This window comes from Niallia sp. HCP3S3_B10 (assembly GCF_052064465.1).
Classification (GTDB): domain Bacteria; phylum Bacillota; class Bacilli; order Bacillales; family Cytobacillaceae; genus Niallia; species Niallia hominis.
Window position 1 is genome coordinate 16,781 of the sequence record NZ_JBQHVO010000049.1, and the last position, 25,405, is coordinate 42,185.

Annotated in this window: 12 protein-coding genes; all 12 read left to right on the forward strand. The window is 35.0% G+C overall.

Annotated elements, in window-relative coordinates; all coding sequences use genetic code 11:
• Window positions 1–10 precede the first annotated feature (10 nt).
• Window positions 11–904 (forward strand): sensor histidine kinase, encoded by an 894-nt coding sequence (locus ACTNDN_RS18260; protein WP_031536445.1) that lies wholly within the window; start codon window positions 11–13, stop codon window positions 902–904.
• 44 nt (window positions 905–948) lie between these two features.
• A complete protein-coding gene (locus ACTNDN_RS18265; protein ID WP_031536444.1) occupies window positions 949–1,707 on the forward strand; it encodes an enoyl-CoA hydratase/isomerase in 759 nt (252 codons plus the stop codon).
• Entirely contained in the window at window positions 1,708–2,484 is a 777-nt protein-coding gene (locus ACTNDN_RS18270) for a polyketide synthase (protein WP_031536443.1), read from the forward strand. It abuts the gene before it with no gap.
• Between the two features lie 211 nt (window positions 2,485–2,695).
• Window positions 2,696–2,956: an acyl carrier protein gene (locus ACTNDN_RS18275; protein ID WP_031536442.1), complete on the forward strand. Its 261-nt coding sequence runs from the start codon at window positions 2,696–2,698 to the stop codon at window positions 2,954–2,956.
• A gap of 33 nt (window positions 2,957–2,989) precedes the next feature.
• Window positions 2,990–4,267 (forward strand): beta-ketoacyl synthase N-terminal-like domain-containing protein, encoded by a 1,278-nt coding sequence (locus ACTNDN_RS18280; protein WP_441131690.1) that lies wholly within the window; start codon window positions 2,990–2,992, stop codon window positions 4,265–4,267.
• 57 nt (window positions 4,268–4,324) lie between these two features.
• Window positions 4,325–5,137: a hypothetical protein gene (locus ACTNDN_RS18285; RefSeq protein ID WP_441131691.1), complete on the forward strand. Its 813-nt coding sequence runs from the start codon at window positions 4,325–4,327 to the stop codon at window positions 5,135–5,137.
• A gap of 35 nt (window positions 5,138–5,172) precedes the next feature.
• Window positions 5,173–10,089, forward strand: a complete 4,917-nt coding sequence (locus ACTNDN_RS18290; RefSeq protein ID WP_441131692.1) for a beta-ketoacyl synthase N-terminal-like domain-containing protein — start codon at window positions 5,173–5,175, stop codon at window positions 10,087–10,089.
• A 184-nt stretch (window positions 10,090–10,273) separates the two neighbouring features.
• Window positions 10,274–11,203: an ABC transporter ATP-binding protein gene (locus tag ACTNDN_RS18295; protein WP_441131694.1), complete on the forward strand. Its 930-nt coding sequence runs from the start codon at window positions 10,274–10,276 to the stop codon at window positions 11,201–11,203.
• 2 nt (window positions 11,204–11,205) lie between these two features.
• Window positions 11,206–11,943, forward strand: coding sequence for a hypothetical protein (locus ACTNDN_RS18300; protein ID WP_441131695.1), 738 nt, complete (start codon window positions 11,206–11,208; stop codon window positions 11,941–11,943).
• Window positions 11,931–12,656: a hypothetical protein gene (locus tag ACTNDN_RS18305; RefSeq protein WP_441131697.1), complete on the forward strand. Its 726-nt coding sequence runs from the start codon at window positions 11,931–11,933 to the stop codon at window positions 12,654–12,656. Before ACTNDN_RS18300 ends, ACTNDN_RS18305 begins: the two co-directional genes overlap by 13 nt.
• Before the next feature lie 522 nt (window positions 12,657–13,178).
• Window positions 13,179–23,831: an SDR family NAD(P)-dependent oxidoreductase gene (locus ACTNDN_RS18310; RefSeq protein ID WP_441131699.1), complete on the forward strand. Its 10,653-nt coding sequence runs from the start codon at window positions 13,179–13,181 to the stop codon at window positions 23,829–23,831.
• A gap of 37 nt (window positions 23,832–23,868) precedes the next feature.
• The coding region (locus ACTNDN_RS18315; RefSeq protein WP_441131701.1) for a KS-MAT linker domain-containing protein at window positions 23,869–25,405 on the forward strand (1,537 nt) is incomplete at its 3' end.

The window sequence follows — 25,405 nt, forward strand, 5'->3', positions numbered from 1 at the left end:
CTGGTCAGAAGTGAATATTGTAGTTGTTATTTTAATAGTAATAATTCTTGTATTAGTCATCTATATCGGACTTATGCAACTACAACTCCGTAAAATAAATTTGCAGCTTGAAAAACGTTTAAGAGAACATACCCGTCAGCCTGTAAGTGTTGAATTAATAAATAAAGACATTAATAAACTGACAACTATTGTTAACAAATATCTAAAGGTCGAAGAGAATATTCGTCTTAAAAGTATACGTGAAGATAAGAAGTTTAAGGAATTAATCGTTAATATTTCTCATGACTTGCGAACGCCACTTACTGCAATTAAGGGCTATCAACAATTAATGAAACGAGAAGAGTTGTCTCAAGAGCAAATAAGAAGGCTTAAAATTGCTGAAAAACATACAGAAGACTTAGAAAATTTGATTCAACATTTCTTTGAGTACTCTTATCTTTCAAATGCTGAGCCAATGATTAATTTAGAACGAACAAACCTTAATAGCCTTGTAGGAGAATGTCTTGTGACTTTTATTCCCTACCTGGAAGAAAATAAATTATCCATTCAATTAAATCAGACACCATCTATTTTCGTTTTAGCTGATAAACATTTGGTTCAAAGAATAATAAAAAATCTTATTCATAATTGTATTCAACATTCACAAGGGCAAATCCAAGTAAGTTTACTTATGGAGGAAAATGCCATTATTTCCTTCAAAAACCAGGTAGAAAACTTGACAGCAAATGAGGGGGAACGGCTTTTTGAACGTTTCTATACTGGGGATCAAGCAAGAAGTAAATCTGGCGGTCTAGGGCTATCTATAGTAAAGCTTCTTGCCGAACAGATGGGTGGAAGCACTCAAGCAATCATACAGAATAATACATTAGAAATTAGGGTGAGTTTACCGCTGTATACGAATTAGTGATGCAGGTTAATGTAAAGTAAATTTCAAGTGGGTGTATAAGGTTGGAGTGGAAAACACTAAAAGTCCGGTTTGAAGATCCTATTTGTTTTATACAATTTAATCGTCCAGAGGCAAAAAATACAATTAATGAGGTACTGATAAGAGAATGTACACAGGTTATGAAGATATGTAAAGAAAGAAGTAGTATCGTTATTTTTGAAGGTTCCCCAGAAGTATTCTGTTTTGGTGCAGATTTACAAGAAGTAGACATGAAGCAAAGTAGTGAACAAGCCTATAGACCAGATATACTTTATGACTTGTGGTTGAAAATGACGAATGGTCCGTTTGTTACCATTTCACATGTACGTGGAACTACCAATGCTGGGGGAGTGGGATTTGTTGCTGCAAGCGATATTGTTATAGCTGACGAAACTGCTGTATTTAGCTTGTCCGAGTTATTGTTTGGTTTATACCCAGCAATGGTTCTACCTTTTCTGACACGTAAAATAGGTTATCAAAGAGCACATTATTTAACTCTTAAAACAAATGGCATAGATGTAAAGCAAGCTCATAACTGGGGATTAGTTGATGCATATCAGGCAAAAAGTAATGTGCTCTTAAAACAACATCTTACTCGCCTAACTAAGCTGCCTAAATCGGCAATTCAACATTATAAAAACTATATGGGTGACCTAAATGACATGCTTATCAAGAGTAAGAATGGTGCTGTTACTGCTAATCAGCAGATATTTACAGATAAAGATAACTTAAGTCGGATTTATCAATTTGTAGAAAATGGAGTGTATCCATGGGAGGGTTGAATAATGAATTCGGTAGTAGAGCTAAAGGAAATCAAACCAGGAATTGCATTAATAAAAATGCAAGACAGAGAAAACAAAAATACATTTACAAATGAATTGTTACTAGGAATTAGGGAAGCATTTGCGGAAGTTGATAAAAATTCTAAATATAAAGTAATGGTTATTACTGGTTATGATAACTACTTTGCGACAGGGGGCACGAAGGATGCTTTATTAGCTATTCAGGAAGGAAAGGCTAATTTTGATAAAATTTCACCTGGAACTACTAATATCTATAGCCTTCCTTTAGATTGTAGAATTCCTGTAATAGCTGCTGTACAGGGGCATGCAATAGGTGGCGGTTTAGCGTTTGCGATGTTTTCGGATTTCGTAATTTTTTCAAAAGAAAGTGTTTATACTGCTAACTTTATGAATTTCGGATTTACACCAGGTTTTGGTTCAACTTATATATTCCCTGCTAAATTTGGAATAGCTCTGGCTGAAGACATTTTGATGAGTGCTAGAACCTTTCGTGGGGAGGAGCTAAAAAAAAGAGGTATCCCTTTTGAAGTATATCCACGTAAAGAGGTATTAAATCAAGCACTAGAGCTTGCTGAAATCATTGCAGAAAAACCTAGAATATCGTTAGTTTCATTAAAGGATCAACTTGTCAACGAGCATCGAAAAAAAATTTCTGAAGTTGTTAAACAAGAGATTAAAATGCATGATATAACCTTTCATCGTCCAGAAGTTAAAGAAAAAATTGAGAAATTATACATAAATCCTAGACAAGTATAATGAAAAAAATCGGATTTTTTCACTGTTTAGCTTAAAATGGGTTTCTTTTAACCTATTTTCGAAGATATTTAAGTAATCAATTATAATGCCTAATTAACATATAGAAGTACGTCTATTACAACAAACAAAGAATGCATCTCCTATATTATAAAATATGCTTCTATATACTCTTTTAGTACAAATAATTTGAGTGAAAAGGATGTAGATGAATATGCTAAAAAACGAAATATTTAAAGTTATTAAAGAAAGTATTTATGAGATTGTTCCTGAACTTGAGGGTGTAAATATTATGATTCAGGATAGCTTACAAGAATTAGGAGCAAACTCGATTGACCGTGCTGAGATTATTATTAACACATTAGAGATAGTCAATGCTTCTATTCCGATGATTAAATTTGGTGAAGCTAAGAATATCAATGAAATTGTAGACATTATAGCTACTGTAATCAATGAATCACATGTTGAAATATAAATCTGATATTAGCCTCGGTTAGGAGTGTCATGGATGGATAATCAAGGAGTAGCAATAACAGGACATGGCATTGTTTGCTCAGTTGGTCATAATTGTAAGGAGTTTACAGAAGCTTTAAGAACTGGAAAGTCAGGGATCAGTTGTCTTAAAAATAGGACTCCCGGGATTGGAGTTAATATAGGAGCGGAAATAAGAGGGTTTTCATTTAAGAATGCTTTCGAAGAACAAAACTATTCGAAAGAGATTGTTAATAAAATTAAAGCGATTTTAAGGCGGGCACCGCTTCTAATGGAGACTGTAGTTGCCTCAGCGTTACAGGCAATGGAATATGCAGGATTAATTCATAATAATGATTCAACAGAAAGGATATCGATTGTGGTAGCTGGAAATAATCTTTCCCAAAATCTTAATTTCTTAACAGCAGAACGATATCGTAATTCCTTAGAATTTGTCAGTCCTAACTATGCCTTACAGTTTTTTGATACCAATATTGTGGGGACGCTTAGCGAATTGTTTAATATTCATGGTGAAGGGATTACAGTAGGTGGTGCTTCTGCAAGTGGAAATTCAGCTCTGCTCCAAGCGTATAGGTTAATAAAAAATGGATATGCAGATATTTGTTTAGTGGCTGGGCCAATGGCCGATCTATCACCATTAGAATTGCAGGGCTTTTATAATCTCGGAGCATTAGGAGGTAATCAGGTGGATCAAGATCCTACATCAGCTTGCCGACCTTTTGATAAAGGTCATGATGGGTTTGTTTATGGACAGGGAAGTGGATGTCTGATATTGGAATCTATCGAATCTGCTAAGAACAGGGGGGCGGATGTTCTAGCTGAATTAGTTGGTGGAGCAATGGTGTTAGATGGTAATCGTCTTTCAGATCCTAGGGAGAGCGGGGAGATTGATACTATGAAAAAAGCACTTAGGGATTGTAATTTATCGATTGAAGATATTGATTATATTAATGCACATGCCACTTCTACTCCTTTAGGCGATGAAATAGAAGTACGCTCCATAAAATCTATTTTTAAAAATGAAATAAATAGGATTTGGATTAATTCTACTAAAAGTATAACAGGGCATTGCCTTTTTTCTGCAGGTATTATCGAAATTATTGCATGCATACAACAGATGAATAAAGGATTCATTCATCCAAATCTTAATTTGGAGGATCCAATAGATTCTGATATGCGTTTTACAGGTAGACAATCAGTAAAGGCTGATATTGGTACTGTGATGAGTAATTCATTTGGTTTTGGTGGAATAAATACATCTATAATTTTAAGAAAGTCGTCATTTAACATTTGAATTATTAGAATTATCAATAAGTGTAAAATGTATAAATAGAAAGGGATGACTTAGAAAATGAAACGTGTTCATTTATTTGAATTTATGGATTTTGAATGGTTCCCGAAGTTTTTAAGAGATTTAATTACGGATGTACTTTATTCAATGGCATCGAAAGAGACTTTTTTTCTGCAGATTATTCCAATTGTAAAAAAGGTACAGACACAGACAAACTCAAATCAGATTGTTGATTTATGCTCAGGTGCTGGTGGCCCATGGCTTAGTATTATAGATGGGGTTCAAAATGAAGATAAATCTATTAAACTTACATTAACAGATAAGTTCCCAAATAAAGAATCAATTGAACGAATCTCAGAGGATTTTAAAGGAGATGTGGAATATTTTCCTGCTTCTGTTGATGCTGCAGAAGTGCCAAGTAGTTTAAATGGTGTAAGAACGATATTCGGTGGATTTCACCATATGAAACCATCAGTAGCTTCTACCATTCTTAAGGATGCTGCAGAGAAGCGTGAGGGCATTGTTGTTGGAGAGGTCATGTTAATGCCTCCAGCATTCGCATGGATTACACTTCCTATTCAGATACTTCTTTCTCCATTGTTTTTGATCTTTTATTGGTTTCAGTTTGCAAAGGTAATGAAAGGAAAACCTTCGACAGTTATTGGAAGATTAATCTTTACCTACCTGATTCCGATTGCACCATTAGTAATGATGTTTGACACATTTATTTCAATAGTAAGGGTCTATACGAAAGAAGAATTAGAGAAATTAACAGAATCCATTAACATAGAGGGCTATACCTGGGAAATAGACATGGTGAAAACCGAGAAAAAAGGACCACCAGTTGTGTATGTTGCTGGTTATCCTAACTGAAATGAAATTCGTTAAAATAGAAAGGAGATAATACGATGAGTGATACAACAAATAGCAAGCTATTAAAACAGTCGCTTTTTACTATTCAGAAATTACGTAAACAGCTTGATGATGCTAACAATAATAAAATTGAAGAGCCTATAGCAGTTGTGGGTATGGCATGTAGATTGCCTGGCGGTTGTAACTCACCAGAGAAATATTGGGAATTATTGAAGACTGGTAAGGATACCATAGTTGATATTCCAGGTGATCGGTGGGATGCAGAAGAACATTACGACCCATCACCAGATACTATCGGTAAAATGTATGTTAAGCAGGGGAACTTTTTACAACATGATGTATCCGAGTTTGATGCGAGATTTTTTAAAATATCTTCTGCTGAAGCAAATTCTATGGACCCGCAGCAACGTCAGTTGTTAGAGGTATGTTGGGAATCGTTAGAGAATGCAGGTCAAAATCCAAATCAGCTTAAGGGCAGCAAGACTGGAGTATTTATAGGAATTTCAGGAACGAATGAATATTCTATGCTTCCTCAGGATCAATCAAAAGTAAATCAGTATATTGGAACAGGTACTACAGCAAGTATAGCTTCAGGAAGAATATCCTATGTTTTCGGTTTTAATGGTCCATCGATGTCGATTGACACTGCCTGTTCGTCTTCATTAGTTAGTACACATTTGGCTGTTGAATCACTGCGTCGAGGGGAATGTAATATGGCACTATCAGGTGGTGTAAATCTTATGCTATCCCCTATTGTTATGTCTAATCTTACTATGATGAATGCTATTTCAAAAGATGGGAAATGTAAACCCTTTGATGCAAATGGAACCGGCTATGGACGTGGTGAAGGATGTGGAGTACTTGTATTAAAAAGGCTAAAGGACGCTAAGCGAGATGGTGATACTATTTATGCATTAATTCGGGGCGGTTCAGTAAATAATGATGGAGCTAGTAGCGGTCTTACTGTTCCTAATGGAAAAGCGCAGAAGATGGTAATCGAGTCGGCATTAGAGGCATGCTCTATAAAGCCAGAAGAAATAAGTTACTTAGAAGCCCATGGTACAGGGACCCCTTTAGGGGATCCGATTGAGGTTGGCGCAATCACGGAAGTGTTTCAAAATGAAAATAGATTGGAGCCATTATTGATTGGAGCAGTAAAAGGGAATATAGGACATCTTGAAAGTGCGGCAGGTGTAGCTGCAGTTATGAAAGTAGTCCTAAGCCTTTATCATAAAGAAATACCACCTATAGCTAACTCAGATGTTCCAAATCCGAGAATCAATTTTGAGAAAATACCAGCAAGGCTTCCTCGTGAACATACGCCATGGATTGTTCCAGAAGGAAAAGAAAGAATAGCGGGTATTAGTTCTTTTGGATTTAGTGGTACCAATGCACATATGATACTGTCTGAAGCACCAAAGAATGAGTCTCCAAATCGTGATCTTTTTCCATCAAACTTATTGCTTTTAAGTGCGAAAGATGAAAATGCATTAAGGGAATTAATTTCACGGTATGATGAGTATTTCGAGAATCACCCGGAAGTTAATGTAGAGGACATTTGTTATGTCACCAATGCTTGTCGTCCAAATTATACGCATCGTGCTGTTTTCCTAGGAAAAAATGCAGCTGATTTTAGAGGGAGTTTTAAGGGATATTTAGAAAGAGTTAAGTTGGACAAGCCTATTTATGATAAAGGAAAAACAATCAATCAAACTATTGAAAATAATCTCTCAAACAGAACTCTATTTAAAGAATTACATAATGGTCGAATCTATGCAGCAAAAATAAATGAACAATTTCCTCCAAAAGTTGCTTTAATATTTGGTGGAAATGCAAATGAAATCCTTGGAAACGCAGTAAATATATATCATATGTTTTCCGTATTTGAAGAAGAGTTTAATGAATGTATCCAATATTTTGAACCTTACTATGGTCCTAGTCTAATAGATGCTTTCCTGAATAAGAGTATTTCTGGTAACATGCAGGATGTAAAATCCATGTATTTGTTTGTTGTTGAGTATGCCATGATGAGATTACTGGAGTCATTTGGTATTAAACCTGAAATTACTTTTGGTGAAAGAACGGGAAATTATATTGCTGCTGTAACAGCAGGAATATTAAGCGTTCAATCTGCAGTTAAACTTTTTGTAGAGGCTCAAACTATTACTAGTAAGTTGGATATAAAATATACAACTGTTTTTACAGATAGGAAAAAGGTAGAAGCCATTTTAAAAGAGTTTATTGGTAAAGTATATATATCAGCTTCTTATTCTGAAAATGAGATTATTATTTCAGGTCAAGCTTCTGATATGGAAAGAGCAGAAAAACAATTTACTAAGTTAGGTATTAAAACAGAAGAATATAATGGAATTGGCTGGCCTTCTGGAATCTTTGAAAAATATGTAGACGAATATGTAGAAAAAATAAGTGACGAGATTTTCTTAAAACCTAAATGTCGGTATGTATTGGGATATACAGGTGAAGCGATTCGTAACTCCCAAAAGCTAACGATTGATGATTGGAAAAAGAATCTCATTTCATCTATTAACTATGATAAATCGTTAGATTCACTCTATCAACAGGGGTATCGTCATATTGTTGTAATAGGAGCTTCGACTACTTCCGAAGATAACAATTGTTCATTATTTGAGAAAGAGGATGTAGTATATATTCCATTAATTAGTGATGGATATAATAGTTTTACAAAGGTATTGCAGGGAATTGCAAAACTATTGTGTCTAGGTTCTACAATTAACTGGAATCGTTTTTATCAAGGATATTCTTATAATAAGCTTTCCTTGCCCAATTATCCCTTTGCTAAGACAAAATTCTGGATTACTCCACCTTCTTTGGAAGCCTTAAATGAAGATGCAAGCACTTATGATAAGATAAATCCATTAAAAGGAAAAGAAATAGACTTACCATATCGACAAAAACAATATAAATTCATTTTTAATTATCAGAATTTTCCTGAATTGGTTGATAATTCAGGTGTTGTTCATGTGGGGTATTATACAGAGATGCTTGCAGATATAGTGAAAAATCTTCACGCCGATGCAAAGTATGTGGTAAAGGATATGGAGTTTTTAAGTCCGTTGATGATTTTTGAAAAAGAGGTAAAAGAAGTCTTATTAGTTATAGAAGAAAAGAATAAGGTTATTCATTACCAGTTCTATAGTAAGAGCAAGGGACAAAAGTCTTGGAATCTTCATGTTCAAGGAACCATGACTACTATGGACAAGGAAGAACAGATGCTTGGAGATGTATTCTCTGTAAATTCTTTTATCCTTAATTGTAAGGAGAATAACACCGGAGAGAATTTTTATAATATTCTGGAACAACGTGGCTTCCAATTTGGTCCATCTGTTCAATGGGTTGACGAGATATGGTATCAAGGTAGCAAAGCCCTTATAAAAATTAAACATAATGCAGTTACTGAAAATGAATATGCGTTGAAGGTTCATCCAGGAGTTATTGATAGTTGTGCACAAGTATTTAACTTCGTGCCCATCGAATCAATTTCAGGTAGGAAAAAATTTATGATTTCTAGATTAGGGGAATCGGTTTTTGAATCCATAGAGGAAATGAAACAGTTATTTGCCTATATTAATGTTTCTCAGTATAACGATGATAAAGGTGAAATAAGAGGAGAAATTAAGTTAATAGATGAAACTGGGAAAATACTAATATTCCTTGATCAAGTAATGATGAAGGAATTTAGTGAGGAGTATCTTGGTGTTATGAAGGAGCTTATGGAATCAACGCCTGCATCAAGGACGAAAGAAGAAATTTCATTCTTAAGAAAATATGAAGAGGCAGATACGGAGCACAGATTGGTATTATTAACTGATTATGTTCGTGGTATATTTGCTTCTATTGTAGAAATGGAACCGGAAGAACTAGATATAAATGAACCAATGGATGAATATGGGTTTGATTCTATGATGGGATTACAATTTCATAGTAAACTTACGTTAGTGCTAGATACGACACTTTCTTTTATAGAATTAATTCAATCTACTACAATAGCTGAGGTTGCGTTAACCTTAACTCAATTTCTTCCAGGGAGCGAAGAATTTGCAGAGCAGATAGAAAGTAAAGAAATTACGCAGATAGAAGACAGTATAGAGAATTGGATTTATGATTATAAACCAAATGATGAAGCAAAAATTCGTATTTTTTGCTTCCCATATGGATTTGGAAGTGCGGATATGTATAGAGAGTGGCAGGAAAGACTTGGTCCGGAAATTGATGTTTGTCCTATTAAGTTGCCAGGTTTCGATTTTGAGAGAATGAAAGAAGATATTCCAGAAGAAATAGATGAATTTATGGATACGGTTGTAAATGCATTGGAAGATGTCATTTATGATATTCCTTGTATGACATTTGGTCATAGTTGGGGATCGCTATTTGCCTACAGAATGGCTTACAAACTGTCAAATAAATCTGGTGTTGATTTTCTAAAATTATTTGTATCTGGATATACATCACCAGTCTTACCAAATACAAGTCTAATGGAAATTTTAAATGAATTGAACCTTCTAGGTATCCCTCATATTCCTGAATTTGAAGAAATAAAGGCAACATCTTCTGCTGATCTAGTAAGTAAAGCCTTTATGAAAGGATGGGGGATCGAAGAAGAGGAAATTAATGATGTATTAGAGGGAACTAAATTAACATTGCCATTAATTTTATCCGCATATCGTATTGTTGAAAGCTATGTATATGATAGATCCGAGAAATTCCATGTTCCTATCGTTGGTTTTCACGGTGTCGACGATGAAAGAGTTTTATTGGAAGATATGAATGCATGGGATGATATTACAACAGATTCATTTAAGCTGTACACGATGGCTGGAGACCATGTTTTTATTGATAAAAGCCAGTCTGAGGAAAGAATTCTAAAGATATTAAAGGAGGAAGTTGACGAGAGTATTAAAATAAAGAGATAAAATAGCCTTTAGGAAGTTGCAGAAGAAATCACATATTCACTCATATAAAATGGAGAAATTCTATTAATTAGAATTTCTTCATTGAACTATTTTGATTTTACATCAGCTTAAAAAAGCGCTTATTTGAGAAAAATTTCAACTCCTAAGAATGTACTTATTAAAATGATGGGAAAAGAGGTTAATTATGCATACATCACCAATTGAGGTAAAGAACATAAAAAAAACACTCCAAGGAAGAGAAATTTTAAAAGGGATAACCTTTGAAGTGGAACAAGGAGATATTTTTGGCTTTATTGGTCCAAATGGAGCTGGAAAAACTACAACAATTAGAATTTTGTTAGGACTTTACAAGGTTGATTCGGGCAATGCTTCCATAATGGGACGTGATGTTAGCGATGATGAGTCAAGAAAAAAGGTTGGATTTGTTATTGATGGGGACGGCTTATATGATAATATGAGTGCTGCAGCTAACCTTGAGTATTATCAAAAGATTTATGATAAGTCGGTGGATAAGAAGAAGATAGAACAAGTATTGGAACTTGTCGGTCTGGCAGATAGGGCTAAAGATAAGGCAAAAACATTTTCTAAAGGAATGAGACAGAGGTTAGCACTGGCGAGGGCTCTAGTTCATGACCCAGATATTCTTATTTTGGACGAACCAACATCTGGGATAGACCCATCTGTTCAATTGGATATAAGGAAAATTTTACTCGATATTGTTCAAAATGAGAATAAAACGGTATTTTTTAGTTCGCATAATATGGATGAAGTTCAAAAAATTTGTAATAAAATTGTTTTGCTTCATAAGGGAGAAATCAAATTATATGGACGTTTGGATAAATTACGTCAACAAATGGGAAAGAACATTCTAACTGTGCATACAAGTAGTGAAATAACTAACGATATTCTAAATAAGTTCAATGATATTGAGGATATAGGGTTTTATAAAGTAAATAAAGGAAATCTTTTATTTACGCCTTCAAAAAATGTAAAAACCTCTGACATAATTAACCTTCTTGTTAAAGCAGGAATTGAAGTGGAGGGAGTAGTCAAAGAAGAATCGTCATTGGAGGAAATGTACAATAATATCGTAAGAGAGGCTGAAGAGAAATGAGAATGGGATCAATAATTAATGCTAGTTTAAAAAATATTTTTCAATTTAAATCATTAATAATGGTTTACTTGGGAATTGTACTAATTTGTGCTTTGGCTATTGGATTAATTGGAGCTAAGTTAATTATTGAACCCATTGTTAATTATGGAATGATTAATGAAAGTAATCTACGCTATTATATTGGAATTATTGGCTATAGTACTGCCTTTATTTTAACAGGGATTAATTATTGTGTTTTGTTTTCAGTACCTTTAACGCGTGAGAAAGTCAATAGAGTTATAGAATCTCTTTTGGCTACAGCATCAAGTGTTAAGGAAGTTTGGTTTGCAAAAAGTATTGCTCTTTTCATACCAGGGTTCCTAATCGGGGTTATTATTCCATATTTGTTGACGGAATTTTTTAGCTTGACTTATTTATCTTCTAGTTATATTCCTTTTGCGAATATGTGGATTGTTTTGAGTACATATCTTGCAGTACCTATCATATACTTATGCCTTAGTTTACTAATACATATTGTCGGGCTTGTTGGAAATGTTGAGAATGGAATAGTGATTGCAACCATATTCTTACCTGTTATTTCTGCCCTTATAATCAATCTTTTGGCCCGAAATGTAATAGCGTTAGATACTCCAATATTCTTTATTTGTAATATAGGAATTGCATTAATTCTTTTCTTTATATGTATGGCAAATAGTTCGAAACTTAACAAGGAGGATATAGTTCTGTCATGCAAAAATTAAAAAGAATTTTCGTGGTATTTAACCGGGATTATAGTGAATTTATAAGATGGCAATCTTATAATATTCTCCTTCTTTTATTTGGAATTCTGACAATAGTAGTTGTTATAATGACTAATATAATTCTGCCTAATAGTGCATGGATAAATGAGGAAAGTGGAAATCAAATTTATAATCTGGTTACTTTTCATCTTCTCTTGTTTTTGGAAATGACTCCACTGCTTATTAGTATACCTCTTTTTACTAGCGGACCGTTTACAAGAGAAAAAGCAAATGGGGTTATTTCAGCCCTGTTATCAACGCAACTTAGACCATCGGAAATATGGTTAGGAAAAAGCTTTGCTGTATTTGTCCCTACCTTTACTATTTCCTTTATTTCATCATTGGTTGCTACATTTGCGGTAAGTAATATAATAACTATCCCAGTAGCATTATTATTTTCCATATTTTTGATAATACCACTCCTTTATTTAGGATTTACTATATTTACAGTACAATTGTCAATGATTCTAAGTTCCGAATTATCTATTGCACCTTCCTATCTTTTTGGAATGTTGTTATTAATCGGAATACCCGTCGGCTCAATCACTTCATATATAGATATTACATCTTGGAGCTTTACTCTAATTTGTACATCATTAACTGTGATTATTTGGATTTTGGTTTGGGTTTATTCTATTTTACTTACTAAAGAACGAATCATTCTATCAAAATAGTGGTTGCTTTCTTTCCTATCTAACTCATCTATGATTTGAATGAATTAGAATACTTCGAATTACGAAATTGCCTCAAATCAAACATGACTGATGCTCTTAACGTTCTCTTCTTAATTAATGAATTTTCATTAATTTTACTAATTACTGCAAGCATAATCTAATATTACGTAAAATTATTGTAAAGAAAATTAGTTGGAGAAGGAAGAAATGAACTGAATACTTCATGGTAAAATCACCTATCCTGCACTACGAAAAAATCTTCTTCAAGTTATTACAAGAAACAATTTTGTTAAAAACTTTTCTAGTAGTGTCATTACGTAGAGTTAACATGATATTTTACATGTTAATAATAAGTTTTTTTTACAATGATTAGATTGCAGATTATGTCGAAATATTCAATATATTGTAAATGTAATGAATTTGCTAAAAATAATGTATCATGTTAATCTAATAAATAAGTAATATATGGAATTTTTTGTTGAATATTGGAATTATAAACTATCTATTTTTTGGAGGTTTATTTTGAAAAAAAAAATATCGCAGTTTAAAGAAAAATATGTAAAAAAAGAATGGAAGTCTAAAGTTAAAGATATTGCCATTATTGGTATAGGATGTCGATTTCCGGATGCTGCTAATTATGATGAGTATTGGGAAAATCTCGAAAATGGTCGATTTAGTATAAAGGAAATTCCTGGCGATAGGTGGAAATACGGAGAATTTACCGAATTACCTGAAGGCTATAAAAGTAAAAGTGTGAGTAAATGGGGAGGGTTTATAAATCAAGTAGACACTTTCGATACGAGATTTTTTGGTTTATCCAATAGAGAAGTAGATGCAATGGATCCCCAACAGAGAATAATGTTAGAACTTACTTGGTCTTGCTTGGAGGATGCAGGCATTTGCCCAAGTAGTGTATCAGGGGATAATATTGGTGTTTATATTGGCGCATTTAATCATGACTTTAAAGAGCTTATCGAGAGAGGTCAGGAAAAGATTGTACCACATCATTCGACAGGTACTGCGTCTACCATTATCCCGAATCGTATTTCCTATTATTTTAATTTAAAAGGACCAAGCCTTGAAATAGATAATGCATGTTCTGGCTCTCTCAGCGCTTTGCATACAGCATGTCAGTCTATAATTAATGAAGATTGTAAGATGGCATTAGCTGGAGGAATTAATATTTTGCTTTCACCAACAAGGCAAATTTCCTTCTCACAAATGGGTATGCTGTCTCCTTCTGGGAAATGTAAGACATTTGATAAAGATGCCGATGGATATGTTCGTGGAGAAGGGGCAGGGATTGTACTGTTAAAATCGCTCCATAAAGCCTTAGAAGATGGGGATACGATTCATGGCATTATAAAAGGAAGTGCAATTAATCATAGTGGTAAAGTACGTACGTTAACTTATCCGAGTTCTGATGCCCAAGCAAGTGTAATTACGCAAGCAATTAAAAGGGCAGGTGTTGAGCTGGAAAGTATTAATTATATTGAAGCTCATGGAACTGGAACTCCAAAAGGAGACCCAATAGAATTTGAAGGACTTACAAAAGCTTTTAATAGTTTATCGACTAATAATGAGAGTAAGATAAATTACTGTGGAATTGGGACAGTTAAAACCAATATTGGTCATCTAGAGGCAGCTGCAGGAATAGCTGGAGTTATTAAAGTTTTAATGGCAATGAAAAATAAAAAACTTCCTGGAATATTAAATTTTAATCAACTAAACCCAAAAATTTCTCCTCATAATACCCCTTTTTTCATCATTGATCAACTACAAGAATGGAAACAAATAAATAATAAAGGAGTAAATACTCCTCGTAGAGCAGGTGTGAGTTCTTTTGGATTCGGGGGAACTAATGGACATGTAATTTTAGAAGAACCTCCTGTGGTTCGAGAAACAAGAAAGCATTCACGTTCCTATCATTTCTTGACCTTATCTGCTAAAACGGATGAATCTCTAAAACAAAGAGTAATAGACTTACATAACTGGATTGAGAAAAATAATGACGCTGAAATTGCTGATATAAGCACAAGCTTGTTATTAGGTCGTGAACATTTTCAAAAAAGAATAGCGATAATTTCAGATAATTTAGTAGATTTAAACAAAAAACTTTTAGCTGTGCTTGAGAATAAAAATATTGACAGTGTTAAGGGAGAAGTTTTGAAAAAAGAAGATTTTCCTCCATCTGTCTATAGTGAATTTAGAAAAGTATCAGAGTCTATCAAACAAACTAAAAATTTCTATACTATGGAATATAGGGAAAAGCTTATTCAGTTGGCTGATTTTTATGTAAAAGGATTCAGTATAGAATGGAATCAAATATTAAACATTACTGGAAGAAGAATCAATCTTCCAACCTATCCTTTTATTAAAGAAAGATGTTGGATGCCTGAAGTATATGTAAAGGCTGATGGAAGTAGTCTTACTAACGAATACAGATCAGCATCTTCAGCTGGTATCATTCATCCTTTAGTTCATGAAAATACATCGGATTTTAGTGGACAACGGTTCAGTTCCATCTTTACTGGTACAGAGGATTTCATCCATTCCGTTAATGAAAATAATCATTATTTATCGGAATTAGCACATTTAGAAATGATTAGAGTTGCTGCTAAGCGTTCCATGTCGGTTACGAAAGATTCTATTTTGGTTTTAAAGGATGTTGAATGGATAGAACCAATGCTAATAGATAAAAATACGATGGTTCACATGGCACTTTACCCAAGTGCAAATGGTGATTTTGAATGGGAGCTATATGCACAAAATGAGGGTTCTGAAGAGGAGCCAGTAGTGAATAGTGAAGGAAAAGTAAGCATGAAAGAAACAATGGAAGCTGGTACCTCACTTCATGATTTACGTACATACTTCCAAAGGCAACATAACAATGACAAAGCTAGTGAAATAATGGAGAAATATATCGAAGCCATTTGGTCGAATCATGACGAAGATAGAAAGCTTCTAGTTCGTTTTAAGCATATAGAAGAAAAAAGTAATAAAGGATACAAGGAATTAGAAATGTTAGATGCAGGAATGCTTGAGGCTTGTTTAGAAATGGTCAATGTTTATCTTGCAAATAGGAAGAATCCGAATAGACTGCTCTCGATGAAAAAGATAGAGATTCCTGCACAGGCTGGCCAGCCTGTGTGGGGGATAATCGGGATGAAAAATTCAGATAGAGATGTAGTTTCTGACCTTGATATTGTGTTATATGACGAATCAGAAAAAGTCGTGGCGGCTATTACTGGACTTAAATTTGATACTAGGGATATGGAAGAGTATCGTCAAGTGGAACAAAAGCCTGTATCTATAGAACAGAATGAAATGATGACGTTTGAGGAAACATGGCAGGAATCAGCATTAACGCTAAAAGAAAAAACACTTAGAACCTTAGTTATTTTTGTGACGGATGAAAATCGTCGTCAAATGATAGAAAAGTCAATAAAACAACTTAGCCCTGATACGGAAATAATCTTCATTGGATGTGGAAAAAGCTATACAAAGGAATCAACAAATCTTTATACCGTAAACAGCAGAGACAAAAGCGGTTATGTGACAAGTTTTAAGAAGATTAAGGCATCTGTCGGCAATGTGGATGCTGTCCTCTATATGTGGCCGACCGAGGACGGAGAATGGATCACGGATCCAACTGGAATATTATACATGCTTCAAGGCATGGCAGAAGCTAGGGTAAAGACTGAAAGGATCTTAATTACAGGAGGATATAAAGACGAGCTGGAACGCTGTCACATAGAATCGTGGATTGGAATAGGACGTTCTACTGGGTTGGTTATGCCAGGAACCAAGGTAAACATAGTCTTTGCTAACCGTAAGGAAACAAAATCTGTCGAATGGGCAGAACGTATGTGGAAGGAATTACATACAGAAAAAGCGGAAAGCGTATGGTATGAGGGCAATGATAGAAAGATTACTAGGATTAACCCTATCCAATTAAAGAAAGAAGCAAGTAATGTTCCCCTCAAAAAAGGAGGAGTCTACCTCCTTACTGGTGGAGTCGGTGGACTGGGAATGATTTTTTCTCGTTGGCTGGCAGAAAAGTATCACGCAAAATTAATCCTGATCAATCGTAGTAGCTTGGAGTCAAAGAGGGACAAGCTTCAAGAATTGCGAGACATAGGAGCTGAAGTTGTGTATTTCAGTGCAGATGTGTGTGATTCAGAGCAGCTAAAACGAGCAGTTCAGGCTGGAAAAGAACGTTTTGGAAAAATAGATGGTGTTATTCATGCTGCAGGAATAGAAGGAAAGGGAAGCATATTAGAGAAAAGTGTTGAAGACTATCTTCGATGTTTGGGACCAAAAGTACAAGGAACGCTTTCCCTTGAAGAAGCATTACAGGGAGAAAAGCTAGATTTCATGTGTTATTTTTCCTCCAGTTCCGCCATCTTAGGGGATTTTGGTAATGGTGATTACGCTGTTGGAAACAGGTTCCTTATGAGTTATGGGATGTATCGTAATAAAGCAGGATACACTGGAAAAACGGTCGTCATCAACTGGCCGCTATGGAAGAGCGAAGGAATGGGCTTTGCTGATGAGGAAGGAAGTAAGATGTATCTAAAGTCCAGCGGACAAAGATTCATAGAATCCGAGGAAGGAACAGAAATATTTGAGGAATTGCTCCAACAAACGAATATCCAGCACCTTGTCATGACTGGAAATAAGGAGAGAATATGCAAGTTTCTCGGATTAGTAGAGAAATCAGAAGTAGTAGTAAAGGAAGAACAGGAAAAGAAAAAGGTTATGGTGCTTCCTGGCAAAGGTAGACAACTGGAAATGAAAGGTTGGACCATCGAGCAATGCTTGCTATGGGAATTAAAAGATACCATCAGTAATATTCTTAAAATTCCTAAGGAGAAACTGGGTATAGAGGAAAATCTTGCTGATTTCGGCTTTGATTCTGTAAGCCTTGGTGAATTTGCCGGAGAATTAAGCGACCGATATAAAATTGATATAACACCTGATTTATTCTTTGGTTATCCGACAATGGAAAGATTAAGTAATTATTTACTAGACCGTTATGGTGTTCAGATGAACGAATTTTATCGGGATGGTGAGGAATTACCGGTTGAAGCTGAGGAGGTTTCTTTTGCATTTGGCGGAGTAGCTGCAACTGTAGAAAAAAGTGCTAGAAGTAAAGAAAAGAAGATAAGGAGCAAGAATTTTGGCGAGAAAACTCGTAGTTTGAGTAGAGAAGAGCCAATTGCAATTATTGGAATGAGTGGAAGATTCCCAGAATCACGAAGTATAAACGAGCTTTGGTCCATACTAGTTGAAGGGAAGGAAGTAATTCGCAAGGTATCTCATGAACGTACTGAATGGGCAGTGGCTGATGGAATTGATAAAAAGTTTGGAGTAATGCCAGGAATGGCAGAATTTGATCCTTTATTTTTTGAAATATCCCCTCGTGAAGCGGTACATATGGATCCGAGACAGCGGATATTACTTCAGGAAACATGGAAAGCATTAGAGGATGCAGGATATGGATCTAAGTCATTTGAAAATGAAAAGGTTGGTATATTTGTAGGAATAGAAGAAGGGGATTACAAGATAATAGCTGGAGATGAAGGGGGGATTACCTCCAATCATAATGCTATACTTGCAGCTCGACTTTCTTATTTCTTAAACTTGGACGGACCAAATATGGCAATCAATACAGCATGTTCCTCAGGGCTTGTAGCCGTACATCAAGCATGTCAGAGCCTCCGAAATGGAGAATGTGATACTGCCATTGTTGCAGGAATAAATCTTATGATTACCCCGGATCTTTACACAAGTATGATTAAAGCGGGAATGCTTTCGGAAGATGGAAAGTGTTATGCCTTTGACAAACGGGCAAACGGAATGGTACCAGCTGAGGCGATCGGTGTCGTCGTATTAAAAAGACTGTCGAAAGCAGAAGAGGACCGCAATCCTATTTACGCAAATATTGTGGGGAATGGCATCAACTATGATGGGAAGACGAACGGCATAACAGCTCCAAGCGGGAGTTCACAAAGCAGACTCATCAGAGAAGTATATAATCATTTTAAAATTAACCCGAAAGATATGGAATATATTGTTACCCATGGAACGGGGACAAGGCTTGGTGATCCTGTAGAAATAAATGCACTTATAGAGGCATTTAAAGATTTTACAGAAGAAAACAGTTACTGTGCACTAACATCTGTTAAGCCAAATATCGGACATACCCTTGCTGCATCAGGAATAGTAAGCCTTATTAGCGCTGTCATGGCATTAAAGCATGAAACAATTCCCGCGAGTATCAACTGTGAGCAACTAAATGATTATATTCATTGGGAAAACAGCCCGTTTTATGTCAATAGAGAGAATAGGGAATGGAAGGATAGAGATGGAAAGAAGCGACTTAGTGCTGTTAGTTCTTTCGGCATGAGTGGTACAAATGCTCATGTTGTGGTTCAAAGTTATATTCCAGAAGAAAAAGAAAAAAATTGTCAGACTAAGCAAAAAGTAATACCTTACTATTTGCTTGCCATATCAGCAAAGACTTCAGAAGCATTACAGCAGAAAATCCATGATATAAAAGTGATGTTTGAACAAAATCAGGATATGAGGTCATCAGAAATGGCAAATATAAGCTATACATTGATGGAGGGAAGACAACATTTTCAACATCGATGTGCAGTAGTAATAAAGGATGCACAGGAAGCTTTCCAAGTATTTAGACAAGTAGAGAAAGATGGAATTACGCCTAGTTTTTTTAAGGGAATAGTGACAAGAGACTTTACTAGTCAGGCAGCTATTTCTAGAACAATAGAGGATTTAATTGAGGAATGTATAAATATGGAAGATGATTCCAAAGCGTATAAAGAAAATCTTTATGCATTGGCCGAATATTACTGTTTGGGGTATGAAGTATCATGTGAAGAAATTCTAAGTAATGTAAAACTAACTAAAGTTAATCTTCCTACCTATTCGTTTGTAAGGCAGAATTACTGGGTCGAAAAAGCAGAAGTGTCTAAAACTATAAGTCAATCAAAAATAGGAATAATTCATCCTCTACTTCATCAAAATGTATCGTCCTTATCAAGACAGTGCTATCGTACTAATTTTGAGGATTATCAAGATTACTTAAGCAACCTTATGGACAATGTGGTTTTTGGAAAATCTAAGGGAGTTCACTTAGAGATGGCAAGAATGGCTTTAATAGATGCTGGAAGTGATTTCGTTGAAGAAACAGCAGGGATAACACTTCAAGATATAAAGTGGTTTGATAATAATTCTGATGTTAATCAGGGAGAAGTGTATACAGAAGTATATCTGGAAGATGACAAAACACTTGCATATGAAATATATAGCAAAAATGAGAAGGAACAATCTGTATACTGTCAGGGAAAAGGTAGTTTCACACAAAAGAATGTGGTCGACTATTTAGATATCAAAAATATAAAAGAGAACTGTGACCGCGGTATTTTAAATTCAAATGAATATTATAGAATATTAGAGGCTGCAGAGATAGATAATAGTAGATTTAGTGGAATTAAGAAACTATACATGGGTGAGAAGATTGTTTTAGCTAAAGTAGAAATGTCAACTAACGAAAGTGAGCCTATGAACTTATATATGCTGCATCCTAAATTGATTGATTCTGCATTACAATCAGTTATAGGTCTTACCCTACATCACAATAAATCGCATGACATAATAACTGTGAGAAAACCTGTTGGAAAAGCTCTGAAGGAACTCGAAATTATTAGTGCCTATGTCAGTAAAATGTGGATATATATAAGCTTACATGAAGATAGCCACAATTCAATACTAGAATCACCCCAAAAGGTAGATATCGTGTTATGTGATGATGAGGGAAAAATTTGCGTGAAATTAAATAATTATACCTATACTTTATCAGAAGAATACCAGGTGAAAACCTCTGATGATGAAAATAAGATAAATATTGCTTCGATGTCACGAAACAAGCATTATGCAAGACTTAATGAAAGTAAAGAAAATGTAATAATGATTCCAAGATGGAATGAAATCCTAATGGAAACTAAAGGGGGATTACCATATAATAGGGATATTTTAATTACAGGCGGCACAGAGGAAGTGAGAACAGAATTTTTACGTTCATGTCCGAAGGGGGCAATATGGAATATTGGGAGTGGTGAATATTCCATTGATGAAATGGTGGATAGTTTGATAGTTTATGAGAATTTAAATCATATCGTTTGGATTGATCCACTTCATGAAACTAAGTCTGTTATTGACGAAGAAATAGTAAAGGAACAAGAATTCGGTGTACTTTTTCTATTTAAAATGATAAAGGCTCTGCATAAACTTGGATATGCCGATAAGGAGTTGGAATTAACCTTTATTACGTATAAATCTCTACCCGTTTTAGAGGATGACGTAGTTAATCCAACACATACGGGCGTACATGGATTAGTAGGTTCAGTTGCTAAAGAATTTCCTAACTGGAGTGTTCGTTTAATCGATCTTGGAACCACACAAAACTGGCCAATTAGTAGGATATTATCTATCCCACCAAATATTGAAGGGAACGCAGTGGCGAGTAGAGGTAATAAGTGGTACACAATGGAACTTGTGGATTACAGAGAAACAATTCATCCTACAGTAAGTCAAAATACCATTTATCGTAAAGGTGGTGTTTACGTCGTTATAGGTGGTGCTGGCGGGATTGGAGAATTATGGAGTGAATATATGATTCGCAACTTCCAAGCAAAAATCATTTGGATTGGTCGAAGTAAAAAGAATAAGGAAATAGATGAAAAAATTAAGAGACTTAGTTTAATAGGACAAGAACCATATTATCTATCAGCAGATGCTACGAATTTAGACTCTATGAAAAGTGTATATAAAGAAATAAAGAAAAAATATCCATTTGTTAATGGAATGGTACATTCAGCTGTTGGAATACTTGATAAAAGTATTTCTGAAATGGATATAGATATGTATAAAACTATTATTGGAGTAAAAATAAATGCGAGTGTCCATATGGCAATGGTATTTGAGAATGAGCCACTTGATTTAATTCTTTATTTTTCATCTGTTGCATCTTTTAGTAAATTAGGTGGACAAAGTGGCTATGCCACAGGCTGTACATTTAAAGATGGTTTTGCACAAAGGCTTTCTAAAGAAATGTCATGCAAAGTGAAAACAATTAATTGGGGATATTGGGGGAATGTTGGCGTTGGTGAGTCACTTTCTGAAGCTTATAAGATTAGACTATCCATGTCTGGTATGAGTCCAATTGAACCTATAGAAGCTATGGGAAATCTAGATTCTATTTTGTGTTACCCAGAGAGCCAGATCCTATATATGAGACATGACAAGTCGAAGGCGAATACAATGGTGGAAGGTAGAATAATTGATTCTAGTAGTAAAGAAATTCCATATCAAGAATCAAAGCAAGAAAAGAATAGTACCGTAAATGATTACCTATTATTAGAAAAGAGTACAACGTATATAAAGAAATTGGTTGGAGAAGCACTTAAGATTCCACATCAGCAATTAGATACAAGAGAAGAACTTGAAAAATATGGTATAGATTCTATAATGGTTAAACATTTAACCTATTCTTTCCGTAAGGTTTTTAAGAATATAGACAGCACTCTGTTTTTTGAGTGTAAAAGTATTGATGAATTGGTCGAATACTTGATAAGTAACCAAAAGGAAGTATTTATGAATTTGTTTGAAATTAGCGAAGAGAAACTTGTGAATTTAAATGGTTCTTCAACAAAGAATGTGGATAATTCTAAGGCTGATAATTTAAAAAGTAAGAAGTTTGGCAAAATAAACTTCTTAAATCAAGACTCTTATCGGAAGTATCAGGAAAATGTTAATACAGATATGCCAATTGCTATTATTGGAATGAGCGGACGAGTCCCAGGAGCCAATGATCTCGATGAATATTGGGAGAATTTAAAAGCAGGGAAAGATAGTATTACTGAAATTCCACAAGATCGATGGTCTTTAGATGAATTTTACGTAAGTGATGTAAAAAAAGCTTTGGAGCAAAGAAAGAGCTATTGTAAATGGGGCGGATTTATTGATGGCTTTACCGAATTTGATCCTCTTTTCTTTAAAATTTCTCCACGAGAAGCGATAAACATGGATCCACAGGAAAGATTAATCTTGCAAGAATGCTGGAGAACTTTTGAAGATGCTGGTTATAGTAGGGAAAGGATTAAGCGACAACATAAAGGTAATGTGGGGGTATTTATAGGAATAACAAGAACAGGATTTGATTTATATGGACCGGATATATGGAGACAAGAGGAGAGGATTCATCCGAGCACTTCTTTTAGTTCAGTAGCTAATCGTATTTCATATATTTTTGATTTACAAGGACCAAGCTTACCAATTGATACAATGTGTTCTTCCTCATTATCGGCTATACATGAAGCTTGCGAGAACATTAGACGTGGTCATTGCGAAATGGCTGTAGCTGGAGGTGTTAATGTATATACACATCCATCAACATATGTACTACTCTGTGAAAAAAATATGTTATCAAAAGATGGAAGGTGTAAGAGTTTTGGAAAGGAAGCGAATGGTTTTGTACCTGGTGAGGGTGTTGGAGTAATACTCTTAAAACCCCTTTCAAAAGCAATTCAAGACGGTGATAATATTTGCGCTGTTATCAGAGGAACAAGTATTAATCATGGTGGGAAAACGAACGGTTATACAGTTCCCAATCCTAAGGCACAGGCTAAACTGGTTCGTGATGCATTGGATAAGGCAGGTGTTAATGCTCGAGTTGTTAGTTATATTGAAGCTCATGGAACAGGTACAGAACTAGGGGATCCAATTGAAATTGCAGGACTTTCACATGCGTTTCGAAGTGATACAGACGATTTGCAATTCTGTGCCATTGGTTCAGCAAAATCTAACATTGGGCACTTGGAAGGGGCTGCGGGTATTGCTGGAGTAATGAAAACAATTCTGCAAATGAAACACGGTCAAATTGCGCCATCTCTTAATGCGGATGAATTAAATCCATATATTGATTTTGAAAAGAGTCCGTTTTACGTCCAAAGAGAACTAAAAGAGTGGAATAGGCCGGTTATAGAACAAAACGGTATAAAGAAAGAATACCCTCGAATTGCAGGTGTATCTTCATTTGGTGCAGGAGGATCAAATGCACATGTTGTAATTGAAGAATATGAAATGTAAAGAATCTACTAATTCTTGTTTAGAAAGAGGGGAAAAAATGTTACTACAACCCACAATCATTTTATTGTCTGCTAAGGATAATGAGCGACTTCTAGAACAAGTTCGTCAGTTGGCTGCAGCAATTGATAAAAAGAAATTGACGGATAAAGACCTTATAAATATTAGCTTTACACTTTCTGTTGGACGAGAACATATGGAAGAACGTTTAGCCTTATTAGTGCATAGTATCGCAGATCTTATGGGAAAACTGGATATATATATAGCTAGTGATAAAAACATAGTCGATTCTTATCGCGGATCCACAAATAGTAATAAAGAAATTGCAACTGTTTTTAGTAAAGAAGAGGAATTTGAACATGCTGTAGATAAACTATTAAAAAATAGGAAATACGGTAAAGTTCTTGATTTATGGACGAAGGGTGTTTGGATAGATTGGACAAAATATTATCATAGCATGGAAGTTAGACCGCATTCGATTAGTCTACCCACCTATCCATTTGCAAAAGAGAAGTACTGGATTCCGACTGAAATGAAACAATCTTTGATACCATCCTCTCAATCTGGCACTATCCATCCTTTAGTTCAGGAAAATACATCCGATCTTAGTGGCCAACGGTTCAGTTCCAAATTTTCTGGTATAGAGGATTTTATTCATTCTATTGATGAGGGTAATCACTATTTATCGGAATTAGCACACCTAGAGATGATTAGGGTCGCTGCTAAGCGTTCCATGACGGTTACGAAGGATTCTATCTTGGTTTTAAAGGATGTTGAATGGATAGAACCAGCGATAATAGATAAAAACACGATGGTTCATATAGCGCTTTACCCGAGTATTAATGGTGATCTTGAATGGGAGATATATGCACAAAATGAGGCTTCTGAAGAGGAGCCAGAAGTGAATAGTGAAGGAAAATTAAGCAGAAAGGAAGCAATGGAAGCTGTCCCACAACTACAGGATTTACGTTCACGTTTTCAAACTAAACATACAATAAACACTGACAAAGCTAGTAAAAGAATAGAAAAGTATATGGAAGAGATTTGGTCAGATCATGACGAAGATAGAAAGCTTTTGGTTCGTTTTAAGAAGATAGAAGAAAAAAGCGATAACGGGTACAAGGAATTAGAGGTATTACATGCAGGAATGCTTGAGGCCTGTTTGGAAACAGTGAATGTAAATAAAAAGGGTTCAAGTAGAGCGATCACGATGAAAAAGATAGAAATTTCTGTACAATCCAGACAGCCAGTATGGGGGATGATTAGTACAAAAAATTCAGATAGAGATGTAGTTTCTGAGCTTGATATTAGGTTATATGATGAATCAGAAAAAGTAGTGGCGTCCATTACTGGACTTAGATTTGAAACAAGGGATATGGAAGAGTATCGTCCAGTGGAACAAAAACCTGTATCTATAGAACAGAATGAAATGATGACGTTTGAGGAAACATGGCAGGAATCAGCATTAACGCTAAAAGAAAAAACCCTTAGAACCTTAGTTATTTTTGTGACGGATGAAAATCGTCGTCAAATGATAGAAAAGTCAATAAAACAACTTAGCCCTGATACGGAAATAA

Bases quoted from the DNA above. Each gene is read 5' to 3' on its own strand.
- ACTNDN_RS18290 (WP_441131692.1), top strand. From the start codon at position 5,173: ATGAGTGATACAACAAATAGCAAGCTATTAAAACAGTCGCTTTTTACT.
- ACTNDN_RS18300 (WP_441131695.1), top strand. From the start codon at position 11,206: ATGGGATCAATAATTAATGCTAGTTTAAAAAATATTTTTCAATTTAAA.
- ACTNDN_RS18285 (WP_441131691.1), top strand. From the start codon at position 4,325: ATGAAACGTGTTCATTTATTTGAATTTATGGATTTTGAATGGTTCCCG.
- ACTNDN_RS18305 (WP_441131697.1), top strand. From the start codon at position 11,931: ATGCAAAAATTAAAAAGAATTTTCGTGGTATTTAACCGGGATTATAGT.
- ACTNDN_RS18280 (WP_441131690.1), top strand. From the start codon at position 2,990: ATGGATAATCAAGGAGTAGCAATAACAGGACATGGCATTGTTTGCTCA.
- ACTNDN_RS18295 (WP_441131694.1), top strand. From the start codon at position 10,274: ATGCATACATCACCAATTGAGGTAAAGAACATAAAAAAAACACTCCAA.
- ACTNDN_RS18275 (WP_031536442.1), top strand. From the start codon at position 2,696: ATGCTAAAAAACGAAATATTTAAAGTTATTAAAGAAAGTATTTATGAG.